This is a genomic window from Lactonifactor longoviformis (genome assembly GCF_042848515.1).
In the GTDB taxonomy this organism is placed as follows: Bacteria; Bacillota; Clostridia; order Lachnospirales; family Lachnospiraceae; genus Lactonifactor; species Lactonifactor longoviformis.
Genome location: NZ_AP031453.1, coordinates 3333866 through 3350595, shown reverse-complemented (window position 1 = coordinate 3350595; position 16730 = coordinate 3333866). Strand labels below are relative to the sequence as shown.

Genomic DNA, 16730 nt, shown 5'->3' with positions numbered 1-16730 from the left:
TTAGGAGGAAGAGTAAAGTGGGAAGAGTCTATAACTTTTCAGCAGGGCCTGCTGTCCTGCCGGAAGAGGTATTAAAAGAAGCAGCAGAAGAAATGTTAGATTATAAAGGAACCGGTATGTCAGTGATGGAGATGAGCCACCGCTCCAAGGCTTTCCAGGAAATTCTGGATGATGCACAGGCAGATCTGAGAGAACTGTTACATATTCCGGATAACTATAAAGTCCTGTTCCTGCAGGGCGGTGCCCATCAGCAGTTTGCTATGATTCCGATGAATCTGATGAAACATAAGGTAGCTGATTATATTGTTACCGGACAGTGGGCGAAACGAGCATACCAGGAAGCACAGAAGTATGGAAAAGCAAATAAAATTGCTTCTTCAGAGGACAAAACTTTTTCCTATATTCCTGACTGCTCGGATCTGCCCGTCAGCGATGACGCAGATTATGTGTATATCTGTGAGAATAACACTATTTACGGCACAAAGTTTAAGACACTGCCGAATACGAAAGGCAAGCTTCTGGTTGCTGATGTCTCCTCCTGCTTTTTATCTGAGCCTATGGATGTAAGCAAATATGGGGTTATCTACGGGGGGGTACAGAAGAACGTGGGCCCTGCCGGTATGGTAATTACAATTATCCGGGAGGATCTGATTACGGAAGATGTACTTCCGGGGACTCCAACCATGCTTACTTATAAGACACATGCCGACGCGGGATCTCTGTATAATACCCCTAACTGCTACTGCATCTATATGTGCGGGAAAGTATTTAAGTGGCTGAAAAAACAGGGCGGTCTGGAGGCCATGAAACAGTATAACGAGAAAAAGGCTAAAATCCTGTACGATTTCCTGGATGGTAGTTCACTGTTTCGGGGAACTGTGGTGCCGGAGGATCGTTCCCTTATGAATGTACCTTTTGTCACTGGAAGTGATGAACTGGATGCCAGATTTATCAAAGAGGCTGCGGCCCAGGGCTTTGTTAACCTGAAAGGCCATAGGAGTGTGGGCGGCATGCGCGCCAGCATTTACAATGCAATGCCCATAGAAGGTGTGGAAAAGCTGGTTGAATTTATGAAGAAATTTGAAGAGGAGAACCGTTAAAATGTATAAGTATCATTGCTTAAATCCTATCTCTGATGCGGGCATCAGCAGATTTTCTGAGGATTATCAGGAAACAGCATTGGAAGATTCGGATGTGATTCTGGTACGAAGCGCTAATATGCATGAAATGCAGCTGCCGGATAATATTAAGGCAATTGCGAGAGCAGGGGCTGGTGTAAATAATATCCCTCTGGATGTATGCACAAAGAAGGGGGTCGTAGTATTCAATACCCCGGGTGCCAATGCCAATGGTGTAAAGGAGATGGTAATTGCCGGAATGCTTCTGGCATCCCGTGATATCGTAGGCGGTATTGAGTGGGTGGAAAAGCAGGGCAATGCTTCTGACATCGGAAAACTTGCCGAGAAGCAGAAAAAACAGTTCGCGGGCTGTGAAATCAGCGGTAAAAAACTGGGTATCATAGGTCTGGGCGCAATCGGCGTACTGGTTGCCAATGCAGCAACCCATCTGGGGATGGAGGTATATGGATATGATCCTTATATCTCAGTGGACGCCGCATGGAACTTGTCCAGAACCATTCACCACATTAATGATCTGGAAACCATTTACAGGGAGTGTGATTATATCACCATTCATGTGCCTCTGACGGACGGTACCAAAAAGATGATTAACGAAGAGGCTATCCGCCACATGAAAGAAGGGGTGGTGATCTTAAACTTTGCAAGGGATCTTCTGGTAGACGAAGAGGTTCTGGTGGAAGCGCTGAAGGAAGGAAAGGTCAAGAAATATGTAACCGACTTTGCCAATCCCACAGTGGCAGGAACACAGGGTACCCTGGTGACGCCGCATCTGGGAGCCTCTACAGAGGAGTCAGAGGATAACTGTGCCAGAATGGCCGTTCAGGAGCTCAGAGATTACCTGGAGCATGGGAACATTAAGAATTCAGTTAACTACCCTAACTGCGACGGGGGGATCTGCGTGGATGCCGGAAGAATTACGCTGAACCATAAGAATATCCCGAATATGATCAGTCAGTTTGCCAAGGTTCTGGGCGATGCGGGAGTGAACATTTCGGATATGACAAATAAGAGTAAGGGCGATTATGCCTATACAATGATTGACGTTTCCACTTCTATTCCTGAAAGTGTTGTGGAATCTTTAAGAGAAATCGAAGATGTCTATAAGGTCCGCATTGTAAAAGGCGAATAAATTTCCTATGGGGGTACCGCAGGGGCGGTATTCCCATTTTTGCCAATAAAAAAGAGGTAGAAATGAAGAAGAAAAGCTGGAATCCCTTTCAAAAAGGGTGGAAGAGAATGAAAAATCTTCAGAAGATATACCGTTCCGTTAAGAGGCATAAAAAGAAATACAGAAAGGCAGTGAATGGGATCTGTGAAGTGATTTTGCATAAGATTGAGAACTAAAGGATGAAAAGGAGAACCAATATGGCTGATATTAAAGCTTTTCGGGGCATAAGGCCGAGGCCGGACCTGGCGGAAAGGATAGCTGCTCTGCCTTATGATGTGTACAACAGAAAAGAGGCGCTGGCAGAAGTGGAAAAAGAACCTCTTTCCTTTCTGAAAATTGACAGGGCGGAGACGCAGTTTCCGGATACAGTAGGAACCTATGAGGATTGTGTCTACGAGAAAGCCAAAGAGACCCTCTGGGATATGAAGGCGGAGGGAGCATTTATCCAGGATGAAACACCCTGCTGCTACTTGTACGAACTGACCATGAATGGACGGAGCCAGACGGGAATCGTGGCCTGCGCATCTATTGATGATTATCACAGCCGGATAATCAAAAAGCATGAGAATACAAGAGAAGAAAAGGAGCTGGACAGAATCCGCCACGTGGATACCTGCAATGCCCAGACCGGCCCCATTTTTCTGGCCTATCGTTCCCGCAGGGAGGTAACAGCTCTGGTAGCCCAGGCAAAACTGCACAAGCCGGTGTATGACTTTATTTCTCCGGATGGCATTGGACATCGTGTGTGGGTAATAGAAGACAGAGAGCAGATAGAACAGTTGGAGAACGCCTTTGGGAAGATTCAGGAAATCTACATAGCTGACGGGCATCACAGAGCGGCATCAGCGGTTAAAGTGGGTGAAAAGAGGCGGTCAGAACACCCCGGCTATACGGGAGAAGAAGAGTTTAACTATTTTTTGGCTGTCTTGTTTCCGGATGAGGAGCTGTCTATCCTGGATTACAACCGGGTAATAAAAGATTTAAACGGCAATACGCCCTGTGAGCTTCTGGAAAAAATTCAGGGGGACTTCTCAGTGGAGAAAAGAGAAGAACCGGTACGTCCGACAAAAAAAGGAGAATTTGGCATGTATCTGGAGGGAGCCTGGTATCTTCTCAGAGTGAAACCGGAAATAGTCTCCGACGACCCCGTGGAAGGTTTGGATGTATCGATTCTCCAGGACAGGCTTCTTCAGCCGATCCTGGGCATCCAGGATCCGAAAACAGACGCCAGAATTGATTTCGTGGGCGGAATCCGGGGATTAAAGGAATTGGAGAAAAGGGTTGCAAAGGACTGCATGGCAGCGTTTTCCCTGTATCCTACTTCCATAGGAGAGCTTTTTGCTGTGGCAGACGCGGGGAGGCTGATGCCTCCAAAATCAACCTGGTTTGAGCCAAAGCTGCGCAGCGGATTGTTTATACACGAAATATAATAGAGAGATTGGGAGGATTTACGTATGGAGAGCAGAGTTGAGAAAGCAGTGGAAAAGCATCGCCAGGGATATAACTGTGCCCAGGCGGTAGCCTGTACTTATTGTGATTTGGTCGGTGTGGATGAGTCTACGATGTTTAAGATGATTGAGGGCTTTGGGGCCGGCATGGGAGGAATGCAGAGTACCTGCGGAGCAGTATCGGGCGTAATAGCGCTGGCCGGCATGAAGAACAGCAAGGGATGCGGCGATACTTCTACAAAGGGGAAGACTTACAAGCTGTCAAAGGAAATAGCAAAGGAATTTTCAGAGATTAACCAGTCAACGGTATGTAAAGTGCTAAAAGGGGTGGAGACAAAGAAACTGCTTAGAAGCTGTGACGGGTGCGTGGAGGATGCCGCCAGGATTGCTGAGAAGGTGTTGTTTCAGGAAGAAGAGTAAATTATCATCAAAAAGGAACCAATGTCCGTCAGAACATCGGTTCCTTTTTCGTTACATAGATTTCAAATCCTGAATCATTTTAATCAGCGAGCTTCCGTAGTTTTGTCCGGCTGCCCATCCTCCGCCGTAGGGGTTGTCGGGTATCCCAAGCCATTCTACGTAGGGAGAGGTGTTTCTTGTTACATAGTTAAACCGGGGATCCACGCAGGGCTGATTCAGTGCAGCAGTACTTGCATACGCCTTCAGATGCTGTATCTGTGCCCGAAGACCGGTTCGCACGTCAGAGAAGGCAACTCCCGGCACACCTCCTCCGGTGGCGCCGAGGCCGGCAAAGTTATATTGGCCGATAGACACATCACCGCCGTAGTTGAGCCATCCCGTTTCCTTCATAATCTGAGTGAAGACAACTTCAGCTTTTATATTCTCTGCAGCGGCTTCCTCGTAAATAATTTCACTGAAGGTTTCAATATCCGGAGCCCCTCCGTTTGCAAGGACTGCAGAAGGGTAAGAAGCCCCGTTAGCCTTGAAATAGTTTACCATCTGATCCACGGTGACAGAGGTAGCGCCCTCAATGATATACATTCCGCTGGCCGCATCCACATTGCTTTCATAGGAAGTGACCTCCTGGCTGCAAACACCTGCGGTGCTGAAGGTATAGTTGGTGCCGTCAATCACTTGTTCTCCAGTGACCATAACCCCATCCTCTCCGAGGTAGTACCGTTTGCCTTCCAGCGTCAGCCATCCGGTCGTCATCCTGCCGGTTTCGTCAAAGTAATACTGCTTGTTATCCACTTTAAGCCATCCTTTGATGGGAGAGCCATTCAGGTTATTGTAATACCAGTAGCCGTCATGGAAACTCCATCCCCCGGAGGTATTAATTTCAGGATTCTCATTCCAGGCGCCGTCTGCATCCATACAGTACCAGCTATTGTCGATAAACTGCCACCCGGTTGCCATTGAGCCGTTTCCGGGGGTGAAGTAATACCAGGTATCGTCTATCAGAGTCCATCCTTCGGCCATGCTTCCGGTGTCCCCCAGATAATACCATATCTCATTAATCTTTTGCCATCCCGTTTTCTTCTCATCGTTTATGTAGTAGTACCAAGAGTCCCCTTCTTTTGTCCAGCCGTTAGTTCCGGAAGCCGTCTCACTGCCGGCATCCGGCATCAGTGGTGAGGGAAGGGACGCCTGATAAGGGGATAACAGGGACTGTGCCGGGGACTCCGCCCCTAATACAGAGACAGGAGCTGCCAATACCATGGAGGCCGTCAGCAAATGGCATAGATAGCGCTTTTTTGTTCTATTCATTCAAATACTCCTTTGTAATGTAACAGATGTTTCTTTACTTGCTTGTCACTTTACTATTATATAGGATGGGAGCCTGAATGACAACCTGGAGTTACATAGATTTTAATGTTGTAATCATTCCAATGAGGCTGCTGCCGTAATTTTTTCCTGCCGCCCATCCCCCTCCGAAGGGGTTGTCCGGGATTCCCAGCCACTCTACAAAAGGAGAGGAGTACCTGGTAACATAGGTAAAGCGGGGGTCCACGCAGGTCTGTACCAGGTTATCTCTGGAAGCGTAGGCCTTCAGGTGCTGTACCTGAGCCCTGATACCGGTGCGCACATCGGCAAAACTCAAACCGGGGACTCCCCCTCCGGTAGCGCCAAGGCCGGCAAAATTAAACTGCTCAATCTTTACGTCTCCTCCGTATTGAAGCCAACCGGTTTCTTTCATTGCCTGCGTGAAGGCAACTTCTGCCTTGACTCCTTCCGTTCGGCACTCTTCCAGGAAAATCTGACAGAAGGTTTTGATGTCAGGAGCGCCGCCTTTTGCCAGTACTTCTGCCGGGTAGGCTTGCTTGCTGGCGGCAAAATACTTGACCATCTGATCTGCGGTTACAGAGCTTGTCCCCATGATTTTGTATCCGGGATATTCATCAATGTTGCCCAGACTCTCGCCGGATTGGGTAAAGGTATAAGTAATACCGTCCACGGTATAGTAGCATCCGGATACCATGGCGCCGCTGCTGAGAAGATAATAGGTCTTTCCTCCTACGGTCTGCCATCCGGTGAGCATTTTCCCGGTACTGTCCATATAATACCATTTACCGCCGTTTAACAGCCACCCTGTATGATAACCGTTGGCTCCTATGTAATACCAGTTCCCATTTTCAAGCTGCCAGCCCTGGGCCGGATGCTCAATCCATACACCGCTGTTGTCGAAGAAATAGGACTTGCCCCCGATTTTCTGCCATCCGGTAAGCATAGCCCCGGAGGAATTCATGTAGTACCATTTACCGCCAATCTTCTGCCATCCGGTAAGCATTGCACCGCTGCTGTCGGAGTAATACCAGGTATTTCCTACCAGATACCAGCCGGTTTTCATGGCTCCATTACCTGGGGTGAGATAGTACCAGGTCTTTCCAAGCTTGAGCCACCCCTCCGCCATGGCGCCGCTGCTGTTGAGATAGTACCATTTGCCGCCAATCTTCTGCCACCCGGTTTTCATGGCACCGCTGCTGTCGGAGTAATACCAGGTATTGCCTGCCAGATACCAGCCGGTTTTCATGGCTCCGTTGCCCGGGGTGAGATAGTACCAGGTCTTTCCAAGTTTTTTCCATCCCTCGGCCATGGCGCCGTCGCTCTCCAGGTAATACCATTTGCCGGATATGTACTGCCATCCGGTCAGAGATGCGCCGCTTGCATTAAAGTAGTACCATTTACCGTCAATAAGATTCCAGTTAACCGACATAACTCCGGTTTCCGGGTTTAGGTAGTACCGGGTCTTTCCCAGGGTTATCCAGCCTTTTGCCCGGGCACCGCTGCCGTTCAGATAATACCACTTGCCGTCCAGAAGAAGCCATCCGGTCTGCATGGCGCCGCTGCCGTTAAAATAGTACCATTCGCTGCCTATTTTTTGCCAGCCGTTTACCATGGCTCCGTTTCCAGGGGTCAGATAATACCAAGTGCTTCCAAGTTTTTTCCATCCCTCGGCCATGGCGCCGCTGCTCTCCAGGTAATACCATTTGCCGGAGATAAACTGCCATCCGGTCTGCATGATTCCGCTGCTGTTGAGGAAATACCATTTACCGTATATATACTGCCAACCGGTAAGTTTTTGTCCATCCTTATAAAAATACCATTTATTGTTTACTTGTTTCCAGCCATTAAGATTATTATTGGGATTATTGCTGCTTTCCAGATTGAAATACTGGGCAATTCCCTTGGCATCTGCCTGTCCCAGCTTTTTCAGATCTTCTTCACTGTCCAGAAACTTTTTGTCCTCTGTGCCGCTTAAAAAGGCATGTTCGACAATTACGCCAGGGAGGCCCTGCTCCATACAGTTGCGGATGATGCCGTAGTAATCAGCTTTACTGCCGTCCGGATACTTCGTGCCATTGGCGGAGTCTTTGTATTTTAATCCCCTGTTGTAAAGGCCGAGGGCAACGAGATTGTCCAGAATGTTGGCTGCCAGCTGGTTGGCATCTTCGGCTACATCATTGTTATACCGTCCGGTTCTGGGGACAAGGATTTCCACACCATGTGCTTTTTCCGAATCCGCAGAGTTAAGATGCAGGCTCACAAAAATATCCGCATTTTTTTCAACGCCGATGGCCACCCTCTCTTCTAAGTCGGGAAGATAGGTGTCGCCGGTTCTTGTCATATAAACTTGAATCTCCGGATATGCGGCAAGGGCTTCTTTTACATAATTAGCAATCTTGAGGGTTAGCTGTGATTCTACGAATTTGGTGCCGTCACTGAAGGTGTATTCCGCACCGCCGTCCATGCCGCCGTGTCCAGGATCCAAGACTACGGTAAAGGTTCCTGCTCTATCGCCCGCTTTCGGTGCAGATAAAGCGGACCTGGACATGGAAGCGGGAGCGGCTTCACTTTGTAGCACCTCGGAAATGTCGGAAGCTGTAAGTCCGTCCTCCCCTTCTTTTGTGACTACTGTTTGATTCACATAATCTATTTCTTCCTCTGAGAGATTCTCTGTGTCTGTCTGATTCTCTGTATCCCCAATGATTTCCGCGGCTTGTTCCTCGTCAATACTGAGGGTATCCATCTCTTCCTCCGGCTGCAGTCCGGTCTCTATATCCTGACCGCCTACAGTGGTAACGATTGAAAGAAAGGTTCGGGTAACACCTTCCCCTGGAAGATCCAGCAGGAAAGCGGCATAATTTTCAACAATTTCCTCTGCTTCTGCAGTATGTATCTCCCCATCCCCATCCTGATAGGAGAGCACTGCTTTTTCCATCACAGTAGAAGTATCCCCCATCTCAAGAATGACGGATTGGTGCGTATCGTCTTCCTGGGTCAAAAGCAGCTGGCAGTCCAGAGAAAGGGAATCCCTGCTGTCGTTGTCTGGTTGTGTTTCCTGTGTGGGTTCCTCCTCAGGAAGGCTGTCCCGGACCTGACTGCTGGCGTAAGCCGGCGTCCAGGCAGTGAGCAGCATAACTGCAGTCAGAACATAGCACAGGAGTTTCTTTCGGATGTTTTTCATTTGTCTTTCTCCTTTGCTTTTTTGCAACGTAAAACTTTGTTACTAAAATGTTAATGAATCATTACATATTATAGTATATGGCCGGACGGATTGCAATGGAGGAATAGAAAATGGCCTCTGAATTTAAGAAAAGTTTAATCTGAATTTATAAGCCATCCATTGCAAGGGTCAGAAAAATATGTTACCTTACAAATATAGTTTATATGTTAGTTGCTATAAATAATGTATTGGGAGAATGTATGAAATGGAAAAATTAGAACTGAAGTACCTCCAATGTCTGGCAGAGCTTTACCCGTCAATCGCTAAAGCCTCCACAGAAATCATTAATCTGCAGTCTATACTGAACCTGCCTAAGGCCACAGAACATTTTCTGACCGACATTCACGGGGAATACGAAGCTTTTTCCCACGTCCTGAAAAATGGTTCGGGAGCAGTGAGAAGGAAGATCAATGAGGTATTCGGACACACTCTGGACGAAAGAGAGAAGAAATCTCTGGCAACCTTAATCTATTATCCAAAAGAAAAGATGGAGGTAGTGAAAAAGAGCAGGGAGAACATGGAAGACTGGTATATGATTACCCTGTACCGTCTCATCGAAGTCTGCAAACGGGTAGCCTCCAAATATACCCGATCAAAGGTGAGAAAGGCCTTGCCGGAAGATTTTGCCTATGTCATTGAAGAACTGATTACGGAAAAACCGGATCTGGTGGACAAAGAAGCTTACTATGACGAGATTGTCCATACGATTATTGAAATCGGGAGAGCGGAAGTATTTATTATAGCCCTTTCTGAGCTGATTCAGCGCCTGGTAGTCGATCATCTTCATATCCTGGGAGATATCTATGACAGAGGGCCTGGTCCCCAGCACATAATGGATAAGCTGACAAGCTACCACTCCCTGGACATTCAGTGGGGAAACCATGATATTCTCTGGATGGGAGCTGCGGTGGGCCAGCGTTCCTGTATTGCCACTGTGATACGTATCTGTGCCAGGTATGGAAATCTGGACATTCTGGAAGACGGATACGGCATTAATCTGCTTCCCCTTGCAACCTTTGCCCTTGCAACTTACAAAAATGATCCCTGCGAGTGCTTTAAAATTAAAGGGACAGATGTCTATAATCCTGCAGAGACAGAATTGAATATGAAGATGCACAAGGCCATATCCATCATTCAGTTTAAACTGGAGGGCCAGCTTTTGACAAGGCATAAGGAATATAAGATGAGCGATCGGCGGCTTCTGGACAAAATAGATTATGAAGCCGGGACAATGGAACTGGACGGGAAGACCTATGCATTAATCGACAAGAATTTTCCAACCATAGATCCCAAGAAGCCCTTTGAACTTACAGAAGAAGAAACAGCTATCATGGAGCGTCTGGTGACGGCGTTCACCGACTGTGAAAAGCTTCAGCAGCACATGATGCTGCTTCTGAATAAGGGAGGTCTGTACAAAACATTCAATGGGAATCTGCTGTATCACGGATGCGTTCCTCTGAACGATGACGGAAGCCTCATGACTGTAGAGATATACGGAAAAAAATATAAGGGAAAAGCGCTGTATGATGTGCTGGATACCTACGTGAGAAAGGCCTTTTTTGCCCTCAATCCCGTGGAAAGAGAGAAGGGCAAGGATATTCTGTGGTATATCTGGTCAGGCCCCGGTTCTCCGCTGTTCGGAAAAAGCAAGATGGCAACCCTGGAGCGGTATTTCCTGAAAGAGCCGGAGACCCACAAGGAAGTAAAGAATGCTTACTATGGCATGCTGGAAAACGATACGGTAGTAAACAGTATCCTTCAGGAATTCGGACTGGACCCGGAGCACGGTCATATTATCAACGGCCATGTCCCGGTGCATCACATGTCAGGGGAAAGCCCTGTCAAGTGCAGCGGCAAACTTCTTGTAATAGACGGAGGATTTTCAAAGGCTTACCAAAAGGAAACCGGAATTGCCGGCTATACCCTTATCTTTAACTCCTTCGGACTCATTCTTGCCGCCCATGAGCCCTTCACATCCGCAGAAAATGCCATAGCCCAGGAGACAGATATCGTATCAGACAGCATACTGGTAAAACGAGTGGCAAAGCGAATGGTGGTTGGAGATACAGATAACGGGAAAGCCCTCAAAGAGAGAATTGATGAGTTAAAACAGCTTCTGGATGCCTACAGGAGCGGCCTGATAAAAGAAAAGTAAAGAGTAAAAAAGGGGACGTGTTCTTTCTAAAAGGAACACGTCCCCAATTCTCCCCTGCCCTGTCCCAAACTGCAAAATTCTGTTGACAGTCCTTGTCTGATATCATATAATTCAATTAAATTAAGTGCAGACTGCAGAAAGGAAACTGAAAATGGACGACGCCGACTGCGACGAAGACCGAACAAATTGTAAGGCAACAGCAAATGTAAAAATCATACCGGACATAGCATTCTGTCAGCACCCTATAAATCGTGCTGAAGGAAAGTTATGTCCTTATTTAGTGCAAAAAAAGAGAATATTTTGCTGGAAAAGCTGAAATAGAGTTTATTGAATAGAGAAATTTATAGTAGGAAAGGATTTTGTATATGAACAGTAACAGCATTTCACTGGCAATTATTGTAATCTGTATTATTATGTCGGCTTACTTTTCGGCAACGGAAACAGCCTTTTCTTCTCTGAATCGTATCCGGGTGAAGAATATGGCGGATAAAGGAAATAAAAGGGCAGAGCTTGTTTTAAAACTGGCAGGTAATTATGATGGAATGCTCTCAACAATCCTGATTGGCAATAATATCGTTAATATCGCCTGCGCATCAATTGCCACGGTTTTGTTTGTAAAGCTTTTGGGTGAGGATATGGGTGCCAGTGTCTCAACTGTTGCAACTACCATTGTTGTTCTCATTTTTGGGGAGGTATCTCCCAAAAGCATTGCTAAGGAGTCACCAGAAAAGTTTGCCATGTTTTCCGCTCCTTTTTTAAAGGGATTTATGGTGGTTCTGACGCCCTTTAATTTTTTGTTCCGCCAGTGGAAAAAGTTCCTGTCTAAACTGGTAAAAACCTCAGAGGACCGTTCCATTACTGAGGAAGAACTGCTGACTATAGTGGAGGAGGCAGAACAGGACGGAGGGATCGGGACCCAGGAAAGTGATCTGATCCGCAACGCCATAGAATTTACAGAAGTTGAAGCCGGAGATATCCTGACTCCCCGTGTGGATGTGGTTGCCGTCTCTATTGAAGACTCCAGGGACAGCATTGCCGGGGCTTTTGCCGACAGCGGATTTTCCAGACTCCCGATATACTTGGAGAACATCGATCAAATTGTAGGAATCCTGTATCAGAAGGACTTTTACAATTACGTATATCACACGGATGAGAAGCTGGAGAATATTGTAAGAAGGCCGCTCTTTATAACAAAGACAAAGAAAATCAATATTCTGTTAAAAGAGCTTCAGGCGGCAAAATCTCATATTGCTGTTGTGATAGATGAGTTTGGCGGAACGGTAGGGATTGTAACCTTGGAAGATATTTTGGAAGAGCTGGTAGGTGAAATCTGGGATGAACATGATAAGGTGGTTATGGAAATAGAGAAGGAAGGGGAGGGCGTCTATACAGTTCTCGGCAGTACTAACGCAGAACGTTTTTTTGAAGAGCTGGACAGAGAGGAAGAATTAGAAGTGACTACAGTCAGCGGCTGGGTGATGGATGAATTGGGTAAAATACCGGAAGAGGGAGAACAGTTTCAATTCGAAAATCTGAAAATTACTGTGCTTAAAATGTCAGGACGCCGTGTAGAAAAGATACGGGTAGAAGTTCTGCCTCAGATAGAGCGGGCCGGGTAACCGGCCCGTCCTTTTTCTACATAATTCACTTAATAACTTGAATATTTTCCCATAATAACATACAATAATGAGAAAGACTACGACACGAGGGAGAGAATCATGATCTACAACACAATCTTAGATGCAATGGGCAATACTCCGCTGATCCGTCTGAACCATATGGGGGATCCCAACGGGGCACAGATACTGGTGAAATTCGAAGGATTAAATGTAGGCGGCTCTATTAAAACCAGAACCGCTTTTCATATGATTTCAGCGGCTGAAGAAAAAGGACTGCTTCACAAGGATTCCATTATTGTGGAACCTACCAGCGGCAATCAGGGAATTGGGCTGGCATTAATCGGAGCCGTGAAGGGATACCGGACGGTGATTATTATGCCGGATTCTGTGAGTGAAGAGCGCAGGAAACTGGTCCAGCACTATGGGGCAGAGGTCAGGCTGGTACACGATGCAGGTGATATCGGAGCGTGTATTGAAGAGTGTCTCCAGCAGGCACTGAATATGGCCCGGGAAGATCCCAATGTATATGTGCCTCAGCAATTTGAGAACCCTGCAAATCCTTCTGTACACAGAAAATATACGGCCCGGGAAATTTTGCGGGATGCAGGAGGTCCTATTCACGGATTTTGTTCCGGAATAGGCACCGGCGGTACCATTACGGGAATCGGGGAAATCCTGAAAGAGCAGAATCCGGATATGGAAATCTGGGCAGTGGAGCCGGAGAATGCGGCAATTCTTGCGGGCGGTAATATAGGAACTCACATACAGATGGGAATCGGAGACGGTTTGATACCAGCCATACTGAATCAGAAAATATATGAAAACATTTATATTGTAAGCGACGAGGAAGCCTTACAGACCGCAAAAGATCTTGCCCGCCTGGAAGGCCTTATGTGCGGGATTTCCAGTGGAACCAACGTGGCGGCAGCCATTGCTCTGGCAAAAAAACTGGGAAAAGGAAAGACAGTGGTTACGGTGTTGCCGGATACGGCGGAGCGATATTTCAGCACACCTCTGTTCGAGTAGAGGCCAAAGGTATTATTTGTATGACTTATTGTAATGACGACAAAAGCAGGGGAGATTCTTCCCCTGCTCAGACTGTAGACAAACTGGTTTTGGGCTTTGTATCCCAGAGCCAGTTTTCTTTTATTAACCAAATTGCGTTCCAAATAAAGTTTGTGTAATGGGCTTCTCCCTCTAGAAGCCCCCATTTCTCTTTCATCCTGGCCAGCTTTTTCAGATTCATGCACGCAAATGTAAGCCCGACCTTCATTTCCATTCGGGCTTTTCCAAACATCTGTGTATATCGGAAACCATGATTCTCCTTTGCACTTCCAAAGATTCGTTCTATGGTTTCTTTCCTTTGGGAATATAATTCTTTCATACCCACGGTTTGGCGGATCTCCTCACACATCTCCATGTAAGGTTCCCATATGTGGCGCATAACCGTCTTTACATGATCTTTGCTTTGGGTACATTTTGCAAGATAGGCACAGCCTGCACAGCTACTTCCACAGCTTTTGTACTCCCGATATCCCTCACGGTTGGTTGTTCGATAGGTCAGCACCTGATTGTTGGGACAGATATAGCAGTCGTAATACTCATCATAAACGTACTCGTATTTCTTGAAGAAACCCTCTTTTGTCAGGGGGCGTTTGTATGGCAGGAGCGGTTTGACTCCTTGATCGATCAAAAGTTTTGCTATACCGGGAGTTTTATATCCTGCATCGCCTATCAGCGTCTCTATTCCGATCCCTTTTATCTTGTCATATAAGGACTTGAAGGTTCTGCTGTCATGATTGTTCCCGGGATGAACGCTATAGCTGAGAATCCATCCATTCTTATCACATGCGGTCTGTACTGCATAAGCAAATACATGTTTATGTTCTCCTTTGCGGAACCATCCGCTTTCCGGATCAGAAGTGCTTGCTTTCACTGTCTTTTCTTCTTTGCCGCCGGCTCCACCGGATGGTGTATTGCTGTCATCCTCTTTTTCTTTCAGCGGACGTTTCCCGTGTGCTTCACGGTCTTCATTGATTTCCTGTTTCAGCAGATCTTCAAAAAATAATGCCTCATCATGAGCAATACGCTTCTGCATCTTTTTATTGTTTGCTCTGGCTTTTACATGGGTGGCATCCACAAAAACTTCAGTAGGGTCTACCAGCTTAAATTTGTAGCATTCAGAAAGGATATGCTCGAATATCTGTTCAAAGAGGTCGGTGTCTTTAAAGCGTCTCGTATAGTTCTTTCCAAAGGTTGAAAAATGCGGCACTTTATCCAGCATATCCAGCCCGAGGAACCAGCGGTAGGCGACATTTACCTCAATCTCTTTTACCGTCTGGCGCATGCTTTTAATGCCATAAAGATATTGGATGAAAGGAATCTTGATCAGCATGACGGGGTCCATACTGGGGCGTCCGTTGTCCTGACTGTATTTTTCTTCTACCAGTTCATAAATGAAGGACCAGTCGATTGCTTTGTCGATGATCCGCAGCAGATGGTCCTGTGGAACCATGTCATCCATGCAAAACAACTGAATCTGTTCTCTTTTTTTATCCGCATTCTGTGTCATCATAAGCATCTCACCGCCTGTATTTGATACATCTATTATACCAAAAAAGAGCCTCAAAGTCTTGTAAGTGCTGACTTTTCTGGCTCAATGGCGAGGAAAATCCGAGGCACTTGTCCTCGGACTTTGTCTACAGTCTGAGCAGGGGAGATTCTTCCCCTGCTTTTGTTATATACAGACCGAGATACCGGCAAGAGTAGTATTTTGCCGGAAAAAAGTGTACGATAAGGACAGAAAGGGGTGATACAAATGGATAAAATCATGGCTAAGAGAAACTATATTCGAAATCCCAGAGAGAAGGTGAGGCATTGGGGGGCAAAAGAATTGTGCAGCATCTTTGGGCTCAGCTATGACACAAGAAAAGAGAATGCCAAACTGGCTGAACTTATTTTTCGGGCAGTGTCCGAAGATTATCAGGTGCCCCGGTCTTATGCCTCCATTGCATCCAGGGCATTCCTGCTAAAAGGGATCGGTGAGGGCATTCTGGAGGAGGACTCTCTGGCTCTGGAGGGAGATATCGTACTTACACATCCGCTGAAATCTCTGTCAGACAAAGAAAATATTCTTCTGGCAGCAGTTCTCACGGGAATGCGGACACACGTTATGGACGGGGCAGGCGTCAAGGAGTATCTGAAGAAGATGCAGGTGAGCAAAAAGTATGTACCGGTTGTAGAGGCGGCAATGGAAAGTGTGCAGCTGGCTGAGAAGCAGGCAATCCCCTCTGAGGAGAAATGCCCGGGCGGGCGGAAGGCGGGAAGCTCCAGCTTTTCCGGCCAGCTGGAGCTCTATGTCAGTAAGCAGTTAGATACCATCCGTCAGCTCACAGAAAAGACTCCTGACTATGGGGATCCGGAAGCTATACATGATCTTCGTGTGGCATTCCGCAAGCTGTACTCTGTGACGGAAGTATTTTCCCACTATATGAAGCCCCGGTGGAGTTTCTGCTATCAACCCCAACTTAACCGGAATCTCAAACGACTGGGAGCGCTAAGGGATCTGGATGTTCTGAATCAAAAACAAATAGTTTTTCTGGAGAAAGAAGGCATCAGCCCGGATGTGTTTCCTGTATGGAACAAAATCACAGGGGAAAGGAGGGAGGGATGTCTGACGGCGATGGAGCAGCATTTTTCCTCTGACGAATTCCCGAAGCTGGCGGCAGCCATGGAAGAGGAGATAAAGCAGGGGATCTGTACCCCTGTACTTCACAGAGGGAAAGAGGCGTGTATATTTTTCCCGGAGGAAGTAAAAAAAGAGGGTGTCTGGCGTGCGGTTATGAAAATCAGAGCACAAAAGAACTGGATGGAAGGCCTGCTGGTTCCGGAACCGGTACTTCATAAGCTTCGCCTTTCCTTTAAAGAATTGAGATATGTGTTAGATTTCTTCCGTGAGATTCTGGACAAAGAGGAAGCAGAAATGCTGGAAGCAGCCAGGCTGTTCCAGGAGGTCCTGGGAGATCTGCACGATGAGACCGTACTTCTCCAGGAAATTAGAAAATTATGCAAAAAGCAGGAAAAATACCAGATGGATCCTGAGGAAAGAACATACCTAAAAAAATTTGAACATTTTTCCGAAAAGGAGAGAGACCGGCACTACGCCTTATTTGAAAAGCATTGGAATGCGTTTTGCAGGAAATATATCTAAATAAAGGAAAGCCAGGATCCCCTCT

Annotated in this window: 12 protein-coding genes; 9 read left to right on the top strand and 3 right to left on the bottom strand. The window is 46.7% G+C overall.

Annotated features, from left to right (window positions below):
* Window positions 1-17 precede the first annotated feature (17 nt).
* The 5 genes from serC (at window position 18) to ACGHCT_RS15290 (ending at window position 4175) form a co-directional block, all read left to right on the top strand.
* Window positions 18-1100: a 3-phosphoserine/phosphohydroxythreonine transaminase gene (serC, locus tag ACGHCT_RS15310; protein ID WP_072853119.1), complete on the top strand. Its 1083-nt coding sequence runs from the start codon at window positions 18-20 to the stop codon at window positions 1098-1100.
* 1 nt (window position 1101) lies between these two features.
* Entirely contained in the window at window positions 1102-2268 is a 1167-nt protein-coding gene (locus ACGHCT_RS15305; RefSeq protein ID WP_390436665.1) for a phosphoglycerate dehydrogenase, read from the top strand.
* Between the two features lie 62 nt (window positions 2269-2330).
* The gene (locus ACGHCT_RS15300; protein ID WP_154259537.1) at window positions 2331-2483 is read left to right on the top strand and encodes a hypothetical protein; all 153 of its coding nucleotides are present in this window, start codon (window positions 2331-2333) and stop codon (window positions 2481-2483) included.
* Window positions 2484-2504: 21 nt separating this feature from the next.
* Window positions 2505-3737, top strand: coding sequence for a DUF1015 domain-containing protein (locus ACGHCT_RS15295; RefSeq protein WP_390436663.1), 1233 nt, complete (start codon window positions 2505-2507; stop codon window positions 3735-3737).
* Between the two features lie 24 nt (window positions 3738-3761).
* Complete coding sequence (locus ACGHCT_RS15290; RefSeq protein ID WP_072853113.1) at window positions 3762-4175, top strand: C-GCAxxG-C-C family protein; 414 nt, start codon at window positions 3762-3764, stop codon at window positions 4173-4175.
* Window positions 4176-4226: 51 nt separating this feature from the next.
* Here ACGHCT_RS15290 and ACGHCT_RS15285 read toward each other — a convergent pair whose 3' ends face one another.
* Window positions 4227-5483 carry an N-acetylmuramoyl-L-alanine amidase family protein gene (locus tag ACGHCT_RS15285; RefSeq protein ID WP_390436661.1) on the bottom strand — a complete coding sequence of 419 codons (1257 nt, stop codon included), beginning with the start codon at window positions 5481-5483 and terminating at the stop codon, window positions 4227-4229.
* A 91-nt stretch (window positions 5484-5574) separates the two neighbouring features.
* The gene (locus tag ACGHCT_RS15280; RefSeq protein WP_390436660.1) at window positions 5575-8682 is read right to left on the bottom strand and encodes an N-acetylmuramoyl-L-alanine amidase; all 3108 of its coding nucleotides are present in this window, start codon (window positions 8680-8682) and stop codon (window positions 5575-5577) included.
* 244 nt (window positions 8683-8926) lie between these two features.
* On the opposite strand from ACGHCT_RS15280, the gene ACGHCT_RS15275 reads away from it, so the two are divergent.
* From ACGHCT_RS15275 to cysK, 3 genes are all read left to right on the top strand, one after another.
* A complete protein-coding gene (locus ACGHCT_RS15275; protein ID WP_072853109.1) occupies window positions 8927-10876 on the top strand; it encodes a fructose-1,6-bisphosphatase in 1950 nt (649 codons plus the stop codon).
* 365 nt (window positions 10877-11241) lie between these two features.
* On the top strand, window positions 11242-12495 hold the full coding sequence (locus tag ACGHCT_RS15270) for an HlyC/CorC family transporter (protein WP_390436659.1): 1254 nt from the start codon (window positions 11242-11244) through the stop codon (window positions 12493-12495).
* A gap of 99 nt (window positions 12496-12594) precedes the next feature.
* Entirely contained in the window at window positions 12595-13521 is a 927-nt protein-coding gene (gene cysK / locus ACGHCT_RS15265) for a cysteine synthase A (protein ID WP_072853087.1), read from the top strand.
* A gap of 67 nt (window positions 13522-13588) precedes the next feature.
* Here the strand turns inward: cysK and ACGHCT_RS15260 are convergent, their stop codons facing one another.
* Window positions 13589-15076 carry an IS1182 family transposase gene (locus ACGHCT_RS15260; RefSeq protein ID WP_390436657.1) on the bottom strand — a complete coding sequence of 496 codons (1488 nt, stop codon included), beginning with the start codon at window positions 15074-15076 and terminating at the stop codon, window positions 13589-13591.
* Between the two features lie 237 nt (window positions 15077-15313).
* On the opposite strand from ACGHCT_RS15260, the gene ACGHCT_RS15255 reads away from it, so the two are divergent.
* On the top strand, window positions 15314-16705 hold the full coding sequence (locus ACGHCT_RS15255) for a CHAD domain-containing protein (RefSeq protein WP_390436655.1): 1392 nt from the start codon (window positions 15314-15316) through the stop codon (window positions 16703-16705).
* Window positions 16706-16730 lie beyond the last annotated feature (25 nt).

Excerpts from the sequence above, each read along its gene's own strand:
- ACGHCT_RS15270 (WP_390436659.1), top strand. The coding sequence starts at position 11,242 with ATGAACAGTAACAGCATTTCACTGGCAATTATTGTAATCTGTATTATT.
- cysK (WP_072853087.1), top strand. The coding sequence starts at position 12,595 with ATGATCTACAACACAATCTTAGATGCAATGGGCAATACTCCGCTGATC.
- ACGHCT_RS15280 (WP_390436660.1), bottom strand. The coding sequence starts at position 8,682 with ATGAAAAACATCCGAAAGAAACTCCTGTGCTATGTTCTGACTGCAGTT.
- ACGHCT_RS15275 (WP_072853109.1), top strand. The coding sequence starts at position 8,927 with ATGGAAAAATTAGAACTGAAGTACCTCCAATGTCTGGCAGAGCTTTAC.
- ACGHCT_RS15260 (WP_390436657.1), bottom strand. The coding sequence starts at position 15,076 with ATGCTTATGATGACACAGAATGCGGATAAAAAAAGAGAACAGATTCAG.
- ACGHCT_RS15295 (WP_390436663.1), top strand. The coding sequence starts at position 2,505 with ATGGCTGATATTAAAGCTTTTCGGGGCATAAGGCCGAGGCCGGACCTG.
- ACGHCT_RS15305 (WP_390436665.1), top strand. The coding sequence starts at position 1,102 with ATGTATAAGTATCATTGCTTAAATCCTATCTCTGATGCGGGCATCAGC.
- ACGHCT_RS15290 (WP_072853113.1), top strand. The coding sequence starts at position 3,762 with ATGGAGAGCAGAGTTGAGAAAGCAGTGGAAAAGCATCGCCAGGGATAT.
- ACGHCT_RS15300 (WP_154259537.1), top strand. The coding sequence starts at position 2,331 with ATGAAGAAGAAAAGCTGGAATCCCTTTCAAAAAGGGTGGAAGAGAATG.
- ACGHCT_RS15255 (WP_390436655.1), top strand. The coding sequence starts at position 15,314 with ATGGATAAAATCATGGCTAAGAGAAACTATATTCGAAATCCCAGAGAG.
- ACGHCT_RS15285 (WP_390436661.1), bottom strand. The coding sequence starts at position 5,483 with ATGAATAGAACAAAAAAGCGCTATCTATGCCATTTGCTGACGGCCTCC.